Genomic DNA, 14,397 nt, shown 5'->3' on the forward strand with positions numbered 1-14,397 from the left:
TGTCCCGCGTCCGGGTCTACTTCCCGAAGCGGGTCACCCAGCCGTGCTCGTCGGGGCGCTGCCCGGTCTGCACGCCCACCAGCTCCTCGCGCAGGCGCATGGTGATCGGGCCGGGGGTGCCGTCGCCGATGGTGAACTCGCCCTCGTCGCTCTTGACGAACCCGACCGGGGTGATCACCGCGGCCGTGCCGCAGGCGAAGACCTCGGTCAGCTCGCCCGACTCGGCGGCCTTGCGCCACTCCTCGGTGGAGATCGGCTTCTCCTCCGCCGGGATGCCCAGGTCGGGGGCGAGGGTCAGCAGCGACTCGCGGGTGATGCCGGGCAGCAGCGTGCCGGTCAGCGGGGGCGTGCGCAGGCGCGCGTTCTCACCGGAGCCGAACACGAACCACAGGTTCATGCCGCCCATCTCCTCGACCCAGCGGTGCTCGCGGGCGTCCAGCCAGACCACCTGGTCGCAGCCCTTCTCCACGGCCTGGGCCTGGGCCAGGAAGCTGGCCGCGTAGTTGCCCGCGAACTTGGCCGCGCCGGTGCCGCCGGGGGCGGCGCGCGTGTAGTCCGTGGACAGCCAGACGGTGACCGGCTTGATGCCGCCCGAGAAGTAGGAGCCGACCGGGGAGGCGATGAGCAGGTAGACGTAGCTGCGGGAGGGGTGGTTGACCCCCAGGCCGACGTCCGTCGAGATCATGAACGGGCGCAGGTAGAGGCTGAAGTCGGGCTTGGTGGGGACCCACTCGCCGTCGTGCTCCAGCAGCAGCTCGATGGACTTGAGGAACAGGTCCTCGGGAAGCTCCGGCATGGCCATGCGGGCGGCGCTCCGGTTGAAGCGGGCCGCGTTGGCCTCGGGCCGGAAGGAGGCCAGGGAGCCGTCGGGGTGGCGGTAGGCCTTGAGCCCCTCGAAGATCTCCTGGGCGTAGTGGAGCGCGGAGGTGGCCGGGTCCAGGCTCAGCGGGCCGTAGGGCTCCAGCTTCGCGTCGTGCCACCCCTTGCCCTCGGTGTAGCGGATGCTCACCATGTGGTCGGTGAACACCTGGCCGAACCCCGGACTCTCCAGCAGTGCCTCTCGCTCCTGCGGGGTCTTCCGCCGGTCGGAGAGCTGGATGTCGAACGCCAACCCGCTCGTGGTGGTGTTGTCGTTGGTCATGACTCGTCGGTCCTCTCGGGTGCATCAGGTCGGCAGCGCCGCCGACCTGGGATCTAGTCTGTCGGAAGAGCGCACCCTGTGCCAGAGCGGGAGCAACGGGCCCGTAACACGGCGAGGGCGCGCCCGGGGATGTCCGGGCGCGCCCTCACGGGTGTTCGCGGTGGCTGTGCCGGTCGGCCGCGCCCTGGTCCATCGACGGGGCAGGGCCGACGCGGGGCGTCAGCCCTGCTCGGCTACTCGCGCGGCGAGGTCGTCGCCGATGCGGGAGGTGGAGCGGGTCTCGCCGGGGGCACGGGACTTGAGGTCGGCGGAGACCGCGGCCTCGATGCGGCGGGCCGCCTCGGGGACGCCGAGGTGGTCCAGCAGCATGGCGGCCGACAGCACGGTGGCGGTCGGGTCGGCCTTGCCCTGCCCGGCGATGTCGGGGGCCGAGCCGTGGACCGGCTCGAACATGCTCGGGAAGGTCCGGTCCGGGTTGACGTTGCCGCTGGCGGCCAGCCCGATGCCGCCGGTGATGGCGGCGCCGATGTCGGTGATGATGTCGCCGAACAGGTTGTCGGTGACGATCACGTCGAACCGGGCGGGCTGGTTGACGAAGAACATCGCCGCGGCGTCGACGTGGCAGTAGTCGACCGAGACCTGCGGGTACTCGGCGCCGACCTCGCGGACGACGCGCTGCCACAGCTCGCCCGCGAAGGTCAGGACGTTGTCCTTGTGGACCAGGGTGAGCTTCTTGCGCGGGCGCTCGGCGGCCTTGGCGAAGGCGAAGCGGACGACGCGCTCCACGCCGAAGCGGGTGTTGACGCTGTCCTGGGTGGCGATCTCGTGCGGCGTGCCCTTGCGCAGGACGCCGCCGGCCCCGGCGTAGGGGCCCTCGGTGCCCTCGCGGACGACGAGCATGTCGATGTCCTCGGGGCCCACTCCGGCCAGCGGGCTCTCCACGCCGGGGTACAGGCGCACGGGGCGCAGGTTGACGTAGTGGTCGAAGTCGAAGCGCAGGCGCAGCAGCAGGCCGCGCTCCAGGACGCCGCTGGGGACCGTGGGGTCTCCGACCGCGCCCAGGTAGACGGCCTCGTGCTGCGCCAGCTCCGCGGCGACGGAGTCGGGCAGGGTCTCGCCGGTGCGGTGCCAGAGCCGGGCGCCGAGCTCGTACTCGGTGGTCTCGACGGCGAGGTCGTGCCGGGCGGCGGCGACCTCCAGCACCTTGAGGCCCTCGGCGACGACCTCGGGTCCGATCCCGTCGCCGGGGATGACGGCCAGTTTCACCGTGCGCGCTGCCATGCGGCCTGCCTCTGCTCCGATCGCGATCCCACCGGCTACTTCTCACATGGTGAGATCAGAATGAACACTGAATGAGACAACCATACCGGTCCGCGAGACCGGCGGCGTCCGCCGCCCGACCTTTCAGTCGCGGCGGTTCAGGGCGTCCTGGAGCGCGCGGTGGATCTCGTCGTCGACGTCGGAGGCGGACGGGTACTCGACCATGTCGTACATCATGTGGGACTCCGATTGCGGTGCGTGACCGGCATCGCGTGCACTCGGGCCGGATGGGCGCGCCGTGCGGATGCCGCGGTCCACGGTGACCGCGAGAGATGAGAGAAAGACGGGAGCGTGGTTCCCGGCGGGGTCGCCGGGGCCGCCTCCGCGGACCCGGGTGGGGGCGGGCGGAAGCGGCGGACGGCGGCGTCGACCGGTGGAGTCGGACACCGCTGGCTCCTAGGACGACAGAATATCGGATGTCCAACTATGTGGCCAGAAGTTCTCACGATGTGAGATGACCGCGTGTCGTCGCAGGTGGGAGCGCCCGCATTCCACCTCGGAACAGGACGAAGGGGCGCGGCCTCCGGTCGGACACCGCGCCCCTTCCTGTCGTCAGCGCGTCCCCCACAGGGTCAGCCCCGTCCAGCGGCCCCGCGTGAGCGCCCGGATCCGACGCTCCCAGCGGTCGGCCTCCTCCTCGGCCCGCTCGGCCTTCCGGAGCGCTTTCTTCAGGCGCCTGTCCCAGTCCGAGGGGGGCGGCTCCGGCGCCTCCCCCGTCGCGGCGACCGCGTCCCGCTCCGCCTCCGCCGTCCCCCACACATCGGCCACGACGGCGTCCAGGTCCTCCGGGGAGGCGCCCAGGAGCCGGGCCCGGGCGAAGGCCGAGGTCCGCTCCAGCCGCGGTCCCCCGCCCCGGGTCAGGACCAGCCCAGCCCGCTCCCTGTCGGCGATCCCCGCCATCACCGCCAGGGCATGGGGCGCCACCGGGAAACCCGCCGGCACCAGCAGCCGGAAGGGCGCGTCCGGGTGCGGCTCGAATCCCCCCTCGCAGAAGCGGACCCTCGGTTCGCAGCGGTAGTACTCCTTCAGCAGGCGCACGTCGAGGTCCGGGTCGTCCAGCATCCCGTGCCGTCCGGGGCCGGCCTTGGACCACTCCCCCGAGAGCACCACCTCGATGTCCGCGGGCGCACCGCCCAGGAGTCCGTCCACCACGGCCGCGACCCCGTCGTAGCCCTGCCCCCGGGTGTCCACCGCGATCTGCGCGTAGGGGACCCGCCAGGAGCGCCACGCCGCCTGTCGGCGGCTCCACATCAGGGGGATCCGGTCCTCCTTGGCGGGCCGCGAGGCCCGCAGGACCCGCGGTCCGTCGTGCTCCGTGGCGGGCACGCCCAGGTGCCGGCCGACCGCCTCGGGGTCGGGGACGAAGACGGCCCCCCGCTGGGCCAGGCGGTAGCCGAGCTCGCTGTCCTCGCCCAGGCTCAGCGCGGGGTCGATGCCCCCGGCCTCCTCCAGGAAGGCCCGGCGGACCGAGAACGAGGCACCGGTGAACACCTCCCAGGCGCGGTGTGCCGCACCCGCCGGCCCCGCGACGGCCTCCAGCAGTTCGGCGATCCACGCCGGCCGGGCGGCGTTCTCCCGCCGGCGGCGCGGCCACTCGGCGGCGAGGACCATCCTCCTCACCCCCTCGGGGGTCAGGTCGTGGAAGGGGCCCTCCTCGAACACCGTGTCACCCAGGACCGCGAGGTAGTCGGCCAGGTGGTGCCAGCGCATCTGCGCCTCCAGGTGGTCGCGGAACACCACCATGTCCGCGTCCAGCCGGAGCACCACCTCGCCCTCGGAGGCCAGGACCCCCGAGTGGACCGCGTGCCCCGGCCCCCATCCGCCGGGCAGGGAGGGCACCAGCCGTGTGTTCTCCGGGCGCAGCTCCGGCAGCCGCAACGCAGGAGCACTCCCGTCGTCCACCACCACGACCTCGGTCAACGACGACGGATACCCCTGCGCCGCCAACGACGCCAACGTCAGGTCCAGCTTCTCCTGCCCCCCGAACGCAGGAACCACCACACTCACACCCAGCACCGGAGACCACTCCCCCAGCGCCGGAGGGTCCAGCACGGTGTGGTCGTTGCGCCGGACCACGGGCCGCGGCGCACGCGCCGCGCCCGCGGGGAGGCCCTCGGAACGGACACCCGTCACAGCGTCACCCCTCATCCCAGGACCCGCCACAGCAGCCGCCCGAGCCCGCCCCCGGTCAGCCGGCGGAACCTGCCCTCCAGGGCCCGGGCCCGAGCGCGGTGCCCCTCGGCCTCCGCCAGGGCCCGCGCGACCCGCTCCTCCCAGTCGGCGGGGGCCTCCGGCGCCTCCTGGAACAGCTCCGAGTCGCCGTCCATCCAGTGGACGCCGTAAACGCGGTCGACCATCGCCTCCAGGTCCTCGCCCTCCCCGGCCAGCCGGCGCGCCCGCGCGAAGGCCGCGGTGCGTTCGAGCCGGGGTCCTCCCAGGTCGTTCCCGAGGACGGTGGCGCGCAGGAGCCCGCACCGGCTCTTCTCCATCCGGTCGACCATCCGGTCCACGGCATGGGGGGCGAGGACCTGACCGGGTGCCAGGAGGAGGCGGAAGGGGACGTCCGGGTCGGCGCCGGGCACCGCGGCGGCGAAGCGGACCCGGGGCTCCGCGCCGTAGTGCTCCCGGATCAGGCGCAGGTCCGGGCCGGGGCCGTCCGCCGGTCTGCTCCGGGCCGCCCGCTCGGGCTCCCAGGCGCCGACCAGGGTGATCCTCAGGTCCGACGCGTCACCGCGCAGCAGCGCGTCGACGGTGGCCGCGACCTCCTCGAACGTGTGCCCTTCGGTCTCCACCACCGCGTCGACCCCGGGGACCTGCCACCGCCGCCCCCGGACGCGCCGGGAGTCCGCCATGTAGGGGAGGCGGTTGCCCACGAAGGTCCGGTTGAAGCGCATCGCCTCCGCGCGGCGCCTCTCCATGTGGGGGAGGCCCAGGTGCCAGCTGCCCGCGGTGCGCTCGGGAACGAAGACGGCTCCGTTCTGGAGCATGCGGAACCCCAGATGGGTGTCCTCGCCCAGCAGGAGGGTGGGGTCCATGCCCCCGCACTCGTGGTAGAAGGCCCGGTGGACCGAGCCCGTGGCCCCGATGAAGCACCGGTGCGCCCGGGGGCCGGCCTTCCGCAGGTCCCCGGTCGTACGGTAGGCCTTGGCCAGCCACTCCATCTCCCGCCCCGGCCCCTCGACCAGCCGCTCCTCCTCCCCTCGCTCCACGGCCTCGAACACCTCCCGCGGGGTGGGCGGGCGTCCGGTGTCCTCGACGACGCGCAGGTTCCCGGTGACCGCGAGGTAGTCGGCCAGGTGGTGCCAGCGCATCTGCGCCTCCAGGTGGTCGCGGAACACCACCATGTCCGCGTCGAGGAACAGCAGCACCTCGCCCCCGCAGGACAGGGCGCCCGAATGCACGGCGTGGGCACGCCCCCAGCCGCCGGGCAGGGCCGGTACCAGCCGCGTGTTCTCCGGGCGCAGCTCCGGCAGCCGCAGAGCGGGAGCACTCCCGTCGTCCACCACCACGACCTCGGTCAACGACGACGGATACCCCTGCGCCGCCAACGACGCCAACGTCAGATCCAGCTTCTCCTGCCCCCCGAACGCCGGAACCACCACGCTCACACCCAGCACCGGAGACCACTCCCCCACCGGGGGCGGCTCCAGCGCCGAGTAGTCGTTGTGCCGCAGGACCGGCGGCGGTGCGGGTGCGGTGGAGCCGAGTACCTGCTGCCCGGCATGGTCGACGAGTGTCACGGCCGTCTCCTCAGTCGCTCGTGCTCTGCCCGGAGGGGGTCGCCCGCTCCGGTGCCCCGGCGGGGCCCCCTGCCTCTCCGGGGGGCGCGTCGCCGGGGTCGCTCTCCAGCAGGGCGCTGGGCCGCCAGCCCCGCCACTGCGTTCCCCTGTCGCGCAGGAAGAACCCCGTCCGCTCCAGCCAGGTGTGGCCGCGCCCGGCCCGGCGGATGACGTGCCCCAGGCCGTGTGCGCGGTAGACGGCGGCCCCGGCGGCCCGGGCCCCCTCCAGGAGCGCGGCGTCCTCGTTCACCGGGAGGGGGCGGAACCCGCCGACCTCCTCCAGGAGGGTCCGGTCGGTGAGGAGGCAGGCACCGGAGACGTGCTCGGCGAAGCATTCGGAGAAGGTGTCCCACCGGACGGTGAGGGACAGGGGTTCGAGGTAGAAGTACTCGGCCGCGGTTCCCACCAGGTCCGCACCCGAATAACGACGCGCCCACACCAGATCCGACAGATGATCGGGCCCGTACCAGTCGTCATCGTCCATCTTCGCCACCAACGACCCCGACGCCCGCGCCACCGCCCCGTTCAACACCGCACCGAACACCCACTCACCCGGCGCCTCCCACACCACCAACCGGCCACCCGACGCCCGGAACCCCTCCACCGCCTCCCGCACCCCCGGCACACCCGCACCGAACCCGTGCAGCGCCAACACCACCTCCACATCCACACCCCGCTGCCGCCCCACCTGCCGCAACGCGAACCCCACCATCTCCGGCCGCCGCGTGCACAACACCACCGACACCGAAGCCACCGGAACCGGCCCCACCCCCGCCCGCACCGCCGACCCCCGCCACCGCGCGGCCACACTGTGCGACCCCAACGCCGCACGACGCAACCGCACACTGAACTCCTCACGCACCTGCGCGTCCGCCAGCCCGGCCACCGACACCGAACCCATCAACCCCACCAACGAACCGCCCAGACACCCCGCCCACACCGGCACACCCGACGACACCACCGGAACACCCGCCACCGCCAACGCCGCCACCGCACGCACCGCCGCCAACGGACCGCTATGACGCCCCCACTCCACCCGCACCGCACGCAGATCACGCACCGCCGCCACATCCACATCGGTCACAGACCCGTCATCGGGAACCCGCCACCGCTCCCGACCACCCGCGACCAGCACCCACCGCCCCTCCCGACACACCAACCGCCCCACCACCGACGAACACCCCCGCACGAACCCCACCGGATTCACCACACGCTCATCCACCGGAGGCACATCCCCCACGGAGGGCAGGGGGGAGCACAGGTCCGCGGCGCCGGGGGAGCCGATCCGTTCCCAGGAGCCCTCCGCGAGGGAGCGCCGCGGGGGCGCTCCCCGGTCCCCGGTCCCCTCCCCGGCCTCCGGGAGGACCTCCGAGGCGAGTTCGCGTCCGCTCCCGCCGGCCGCCCGCAGCGGGACCTCGCCGGGGCGCCACAGGCCGGCGTCGGGCCCGGCCGTCTCCGCGGGGGGCGCCGGGGCGGTACCGCGACGGCCTCCCAGGAACCCCCGGGCCACCCCGGCCAGCACCTCGGCCACCGACACGGGGGACTCGAAGAAGAGGTCCGCCGTCCACCCCCAGCCGACCGACCGGCGGACCCGCACGTCGAGGAGGCCGGTCCACCGGCCCGCGTCCGGCAGGGCCGGCAGCGGCGGGCGCCGGGCGGTGGCGGGCGAGCGGACGCAGACGAGGACCCGGGCGGCCTCGGGGAGCCCCGCCGCCACGGGGACGGCGCGGCGCAGGTCCGTGATCGACCCGGCCAGCACGGCGACGAGGTCGAGGGGCCCGTCCCCCGTCCCCGGCGGAGGGGCCGCGTCGGCTTGCGCGAGGTCCGTGGGCCGGACGTCCGCCGTGGCGGCGGCGCGGGCGAGGCGGGAGGTGCCCTGCCCGATGTGGCACAGCAGGGCTCCGCGCGGGGAAGCGGCGCGCAGCGCGCCGCCGAGCTCCGTCACACTCACCGGGCCGCCTCCGCGGGCGCCCTCCGGGCGGGCTCCTCCCCCGCCGTCCACGGGTCCGTTCGGCGCGCTCCCGGCGGCCCCTCGCCGGGCCCGGCCTCCAGCAGCGCACTGGGCCGCCACCCGGGGAGGGGGCGTTCGCCCCCGTGCTTCAGGAAGTAGCCGCTCCCCACCCTCCAGGTGTGGCCGGACGCCTTGCGGCGCAGCACGTAGTTGCCGCCGTGGCCGCGGTGGATGCGGCCGCCCATCCTGCCGATGGCCAGGTTCAGCCGGGTGTCCTCGCCGGTACGGACCTCCGGGAAGCCCCCGGCCTCCTCCAGGGTCCTGCGGTCCGTGAACAGGGTGCCCCCCGCCGCGGTGTGCCAGGCGCACTCGGTCGGCTGGGCCAGCCTGACCGTGACGTCCAAGGCCTCCAGGTACACGAATTCGGCCGCGGTTCCCACCAGGTCCGCACCCGAATAACGACGCGCCCACACCAGATCCGACAGATGATCGGGCCCGTACCAGTCGTCATCGTCCATCTTCGCCACCAACGACCCCGACGCCCGCGCCACCGCCCCGTTCAACACCGCACCGAACACCCACTCACCCGGCGCCTCCCACACCACCAACCGGCCACCCGACGCCCGGAACCCCTCCACCGCCTCCCGCACCCCCGGCACACCCGCACCGAACCCGTGCAGCGCCAACACCACCTCCACATCCACACCCCGCTGCCGCCCCACCTGCCGCAACGCGAACCCCACCATCTCCGGCCGCCGCGTGCACAACACCACCGACACCGAAGCCACCGGAACCGGCCCCACCCCCGCCCGCACCGCCGACCCCCGCCACCGCGCGGCCACACTGTGCGACCCCAACGCCGCACGACGCAACCGCACACTGAACTCCTCACGCACCTGCGCGTCCGCCAGCCCGGCCACCGACACCGAACCCATCAACCCCACCAACGAACCGCCCAGACACCCCGCCCACACCGGCACACCCGACGACACCACCGGAACACCCGCCACCGCCAACGCCGCCACCGCACGCACCGCCGCCAACGGACCGCTATGACGCCCCCACTCCACCCGCACCGCACGCAGATCACGCACCGCCGCCACATCCACATCGGTCACAGACCCGTCATCGGGAACCCGCCACCGCTCCCGACCACCCGCGACCAGCACCCACCGCCCCTCCCGACACACCAACCGCCCCACCACCGACGAACACCCCCGCACGAACCCCACCGGATTCACCACACGCTCATCCACCGGAGGCACATCCCCCACGGAGGGCAGGGGGGAGCACAGGTCCGCGGCGCCGGGGGAGCCGATCCGTTCCCAGGAGCCCTCCGCGAGGGAGCGCCGCGGGGGCGCTCCCCGGTCCCCGGTCCCCTCCCCGGCCTCCGGGAGGACCTCCGAGGCGAGTTCGCGTCCGCTCCCGCCGGCCGCCCGCAGCGGGACCTCGCCGGGGCGCCACAGGCCGGCTGTCGGGCCCGGCCGTCTCCGCGGGGGCGCCGGGGCGGTACCGCGACGGCCTCCCAGGAACCCCCGGGCCACCCCGGCCAGCACCTCGGCCACCGACACGGGGGACTCGAAGAAGAGGTCCGCCGTCCACCCCCAGCCGACCGACCGGCGGACCCGCACGTCGAGGAGGCCGGTCCACCGGCCCGCGTCCGGCAGGGCCGGCAGCGGCGGGCGCCGGGCGGTGGCGGGCGAGCGGACGCAGACGAGGACCCGGGCGGCCTCGGGGAGCCCCGCCGCCACGGGGACGGCGCGGCGCAGGTCCGTGATCGACCCGGCCAGCACGGCGACGAGGTCGAGGGGCCCGTCCCCCGTCCCCGGCGGAGGGGCCGCGTCGGCTTGCGCGAGGTCCGTGGGCCGGACGTCCGCCGTGGCGGCGGCGCGGGCGAGGCGGGAGGTGCCCTGCCCGATGTGGCACAGCAGGGCTCCGCGCGGGGAAGCGGCGCGCAGCGCGCCGCCGAGCTCCGTCACACTCACCGGGCCGCCTCCGCGGGCGCCCTCCGGGCGGGCTCCTCCCCCGCCGTCCACGGGTCCGTTCGGCGCGCTCCCGGCGGCCCCTCGCCGGGCCCGGCCTCCAGCAGCGCACTGGGCCGCCACCCGGGGAGGGGGCGTTCGCCCCCGTGCTTCAGGAAGTAGCCGCTCCCCACCCTCCAGGTGTGGCCGGACGCCTTGCGGCGCAGCACGTAGTTGCCGCCGTGGCCGCGGTGGATGCGGCCGCCCATCCTGCCGATGGCCAGGTTCAGCCGGGTGTCCTCGCCGGTACGGACCTCCGGGAAGCCCCCGGCCTCCTCCAGGGTCCTGCGGTCCGTGAACAGGGTGCCCCCCGCCGCGGTGTGCCAGGCGCACTCGGTCGGCTGGGCCAGCCTGACCGTGACGTCCAAGGCCTCCAGGTACACGAATTCGGCCGCGGTTCCCACCAGGTCCGCACCCGAATAACGACGCGCCCACACCAGATCCGACAGATGATCGGGCCCGTACCAGTCGTCATCGTCCATCTTCGCCACCAACGACCCCGACGCCCGCGCCACCGCCCCGTTCAACACCGCACCGAACACCCACTCACCCGGCGCCTCCCACACCACCAACCGGCCACCCGACGCCCGGAACCCCTCCACCGCCTCCCGCACCCCCGGCACACCCGCACCGAACCCGTGCAGCGCCAACACCACCTCCACATCCACACCCCGCTGCCGCCCCACCTGCCGCAACGCGAACCCCACCATCTCCGGCCGCCGCGTGCACAACACCACCGACACCGAAGCCACCGGAACCGGCCCCACCCCCGCCCGCACCGCCGACCCCCGCCACCGCGCGGCCACACTGTGCGACCCCAACGCCGCACGACGCAACCGCACACTGAACTCCTCACGCACCTGCGCGTCCGCCAGCCCGGCCACCGACACCGAACCCATCAACCCCACCAACGAACCGCCCAGACACCCCGCCCACACCGGCACACCCGACGACACCACCGGAACACCCGCCACCGCCAACGCCGCCACCGCACGCACCGCCGCCAACGGACCGCTATGACGCCCCCACTCCACCCGCACCGCACGCAGATCACGCACCGCCGCCACATCCACATCGGTCACAGACCCGTCATCGGGAACCCGCCACCGCTCCCGACCACCCGCGACCAGCACCCACCGCCCCTCCCGACACACCAACCGCCCCACCACCGACGAACACCCCCGCACGAACCCCACCGGATTCACCACACGCTCATCCACCGGAGGCACATCCCCCACGGTCAGCGAACGCAGTGGAGCGATGTCGGTACCGGCCCGGCCCACGGAACCCCAGGAGAGCTCCGCCCCGGCGGGCCTGGCCAGGTGCGGGGACCGGACGTCGTCGTTGCGGGTCCCCGCGCCGGTGAGCAGGGTGAGGTCGAGCGGTTCCACGGGAGCGCGGAAGGGCTCCCCGGGCCGCCACACGCCCGCGTCGGGGCCCAGCGCGCGGCCGACGGGGAGGGGAGGCGCCCCGCGCCGGCCGCCGAGCGCGCCGCGGGCCACCCCGGCCAGCACCTCGGCCGTCGGTGCCGGGCCGTCGAAGACGAATTCGACCAGGCGCCCGCCGCAGGGGAGCACACGGCCGCGGAAGTCGAGGAGTTCGGGGCCGGGGAGGGACGCGGGGAACGCCGGCACGGGCGAGCCCGGCCCGAGGAAGGCCTCGATGAGGACCGAGAGCCGGGGCACGGACGGGATCAGGTGCGCGTGCGGGACCAGGGCCCGTAGGCGGAGCACTCCGGGAACGACCACCATCGCCTGCGCGTACCCGGGTTCCCCGTCGAACGCGGGGCGTTCCCCCCGGATCAGTTCCTCCAGTTCGAGGAACACCGCGTTCCCGGGAAGCGGGGACGGGGGCGGTTCGCCCTCCCCGCCGTAGCGGCACACCAGCACGGGGCCGCGTCCCAGGAACCCGGCGAGCCGGGTCCGCCGCGCGGGGCTCATGAGAGGTTCCGCAGGCTCTGGGCGGCGTCCGCGTCACGGCCGTCCAGCGTGATCCGCACCCCCGTGGAGGCGAGCCGGAGTTCGAGGCGGGTCAGGCGCTCGGCCAGGTCGTCGGCGCGGCCGACGAGCTCGACGCGGTTCTCCCCGGAGATCTCGGCGAACTCCCGGACCTGCCGGTCGAATCCGGCCCGGAGCGCCCGGAGCTGGCGGTTGACCCGGTGGAGCACCAGGACCAGGACCAGGCACGTGCCGAGGAGCGCCGTGCACACCAGCAGCTGGACGGCGTCCTGGAAGGAGAGGCGGCCGAAGGCGACCAGACCTCCCAGGAACACCACCTCCATTCCGGCGAAAAGTGCACCGAGAAAGAGAATTCGAGAACGCGAAAGCTTCAACCCCGCCCCCAGGGAAAACCGTTCGACTCATATGTCCCAGGAAACCTTATGAGCCCCGGCCGCAGAGGGCGCCGCCGGAAAAGGAAAGCAGGAGTAAACAGAGGCACCGAATACCGAAAGACCCGGAGCCGATCGGCAGGAAATCCCTCACCGACCCCAGACTTCACAGAAAAGGCGAATTCCAAGAAAAGCCGTGTAACATCGGAAAAGGGGCCGCACCTCACGGTGCGGCCCCTCCTCGTCCCTCGGCGCGGCCGGGTCAGTCCTCCAGGTCGACCTGGCGGGTGACCTCGGCGTCGATCTCGGCGGAGATCGACGCCAGGACCGCGTCCGGCACCGCGGAGTCGACGGTCAGCGCGATGAGCGCACGGCCGCCCTCCTGGTCCCGGATGACCTGCATGCCGGCGATGTTGACGCCGGCGTCGCCCAGCAGGGCGCCCACCTTGCCGACCACGCCGGGGCGGTCGTCGTAGGACAGGAACACCATGTGCTCGGCCAGGCCGATCTCCAGGGTGTAGTTGTTGACCTCCACCAGCTTCTCGACCTGGCGGGGGCCGGTGAGCGTGCCCGACACCGACACCCGGGTGCCGTCGGCCAGCACGCCGCGCACCGCGATGAGGTTCCGCCAGTCGCCGCTCTCGTCGCTGGTGACGAGGTCGACCTCCACACCGCGCTCCTTGGCGAGCAGCGGGGCGTTGACGAACGTCACCGTGTCCTCGACCACGTCGGCGAACACGCCCTTGAGGGCGGCCAGCTCCAGCACCTTGACGTCGTGGGCGGCGATCTCCCCGCGCACCTCCACGTCGATGCGGCTGGGCAGCGCGCCGGCCAGGGCGGTGAAGACCCGGCCCAGCTTCTCGGTGAGCGGCAGGCCCGGCTTGATCTCCTCGGCCACGCCGGTGCCCTGCACGTTGACCGCGTCGGGCACGAACTCGCCGGACAGCGCGAGCTTGACCGAGCGGGCCACCTGGGTGCCCGCCTTCTCCTGCGCCTCGTGGGTGCTGGCGCCCAGGTGCGGGGCCACGACCACGTTCTCGAACTCGAACAGCGGGCTGTCCGTGCACGGCTCCTTGGCGAACACGTCGATGCCCGCGCCCGCGACCCGGCCGTCCTTGATCGCCCGGTACAGCGCGTCCTCGTCCAGGATCCCGCCGCGCGCGGCGTTGATGATCCGCACGTTCGGCTTGACCTTGTGCAGCGCCTCGTCACCGATCAGGCCGAGGGTGTCCTTGGTCTTGGGCAGGTGGATGGTGATGAAGTCGGAGCGTCCGAGCAGGTCGTCGAGCGTGGTCATCTCCACACCCATCTGGGCGGCGCGCGCGGGCTGCACGAACGGGTCGTAGGCGATGACCCGGGTCCCGAAGGCCAGCAGGCGCTGGGCGACCAGGGCGCCGATGCGGCCCAGGCCCACGACGCCGATCGTCTTCTCGTACAGCTCGACGCCGGTGTACTTGGACCGCTTCCACTCGCCGTTGACCAGCGCGTTGTGCGCGGGGGCGGTGTTGCGGGCGCTGGCCAGCAGCAGGTTCACGGCCTGCTCGGCGGCGCTGACGATGTTGGAGGTCGGGGCGTTGACCACCAGCACGCCCGCCTTGGTGGCGGCCTCCACGTCCACGTTGTCCAGGCCGACGCCGGCCCGGGCGACCACCTGGAGGCGGGGGGCCGCGGCCAGGGCCTCGGCGTCCACCTTGGTGGCGCTGCGCACGATCAGCGCGTCCACGTCGGCCAGGGCCGGCAGGAGCCGGGACCGGTCGGCGCCGTCGACGCGGCGGACCTCGAAGTCCTCTTCGAGCAGCGCGATTCCGGCGGGCGAGAGTTCTTCCGCTACGAGTACGGCGGGTTTGGACACAGGG

9 protein-coding genes are annotated in these 14,397 nt (G+C 73.7%); all 9 read right to left on the minus strand.

Translation table 11 applies throughout. The features are described 5' to 3' along the window. Nucleotides 1–16 precede the first annotated feature (16 nt). A complete protein-coding gene (locus KGD84_RS26900) occupies nucleotides 17–1,141 on the minus strand; it encodes a branched-chain amino acid aminotransferase (RefSeq protein WP_220563133.1) in 1,125 nt (374 codons plus the stop codon). Between the two features lie 219 nt (nucleotides 1,142–1,360). After that, entirely contained in the window at nucleotides 1,361–2,422 is a 1,062-nt protein-coding gene (locus KGD84_RS26905) for a 3-isopropylmalate dehydrogenase (RefSeq protein ID WP_220563134.1), read from the minus strand. A 591-nt stretch (nucleotides 2,423–3,013) separates the two neighbouring features. After that, nucleotides 3,014–4,594 (minus strand): glycosyltransferase family 2 protein, encoded by a 1,581-nt coding sequence (locus tag KGD84_RS26910; protein WP_255646834.1) that lies wholly within the window; start codon nucleotides 4,592–4,594, stop codon nucleotides 3,014–3,016. 11 nt (nucleotides 4,595–4,605) lie between these two features. Then, nucleotides 4,606–6,201, minus strand: coding sequence for a glycosyltransferase family 2 protein (locus KGD84_RS26915; RefSeq protein ID WP_255646835.1), 1,596 nt, complete (start codon nucleotides 6,199–6,201; stop codon nucleotides 4,606–4,608). 10 nt (nucleotides 6,202–6,211) lie between these two features. Next, nucleotides 6,212–8,191, minus strand: coding sequence for a glycosyltransferase family A protein (locus KGD84_RS26920; protein ID WP_220563136.1), 1,980 nt, complete (start codon nucleotides 8,189–8,191; stop codon nucleotides 6,212–6,214). Then, nucleotides 8,188–10,176 (minus strand): glycosyltransferase family protein, encoded by a 1,989-nt coding sequence (locus KGD84_RS26925; RefSeq protein ID WP_260697160.1) that lies wholly within the window; start codon nucleotides 10,174–10,176, stop codon nucleotides 8,188–8,190. Before KGD84_RS26925 ends, KGD84_RS26920 begins: the two co-directional genes overlap by 4 nt. After that, on the minus strand, nucleotides 10,173–12,152 hold the full coding sequence (locus KGD84_RS26930) for a glycosyltransferase family 2 protein (protein ID WP_220563140.1): 1,980 nt from the start codon (nucleotides 12,150–12,152) through the stop codon (nucleotides 10,173–10,175). Before KGD84_RS26930 ends, KGD84_RS26925 begins: the two co-directional genes overlap by 4 nt. Next, the gene (locus KGD84_RS26935; protein ID WP_220563141.1) at nucleotides 12,149–12,484 is read right to left on the minus strand and encodes a hypothetical protein; all 336 of its coding nucleotides are present in this window, start codon (nucleotides 12,482–12,484) and stop codon (nucleotides 12,149–12,151) included. The genes KGD84_RS26930 and KGD84_RS26935 overlap by 4 nt, the downstream gene beginning before the upstream one ends. A gap of 319 nt (nucleotides 12,485–12,803) precedes the next feature. Further along, on the minus strand, nucleotides 12,804–14,393 hold the full coding sequence (gene serA, locus KGD84_RS26940) for a phosphoglycerate dehydrogenase (protein ID WP_220563142.1): 1,590 nt from the start codon (nucleotides 14,391–14,393) through the stop codon (nucleotides 12,804–12,806). Nucleotides 14,394–14,397: the final 4 nt, after the last annotated feature.

Origin of the sequence: Nocardiopsis changdeensis (assembly GCF_018316655.1) — a bacterium.
Classification (GTDB): domain Bacteria; phylum Actinomycetota; class Actinomycetes; order Streptosporangiales; family Streptosporangiaceae; genus Nocardiopsis; species Nocardiopsis changdeensis.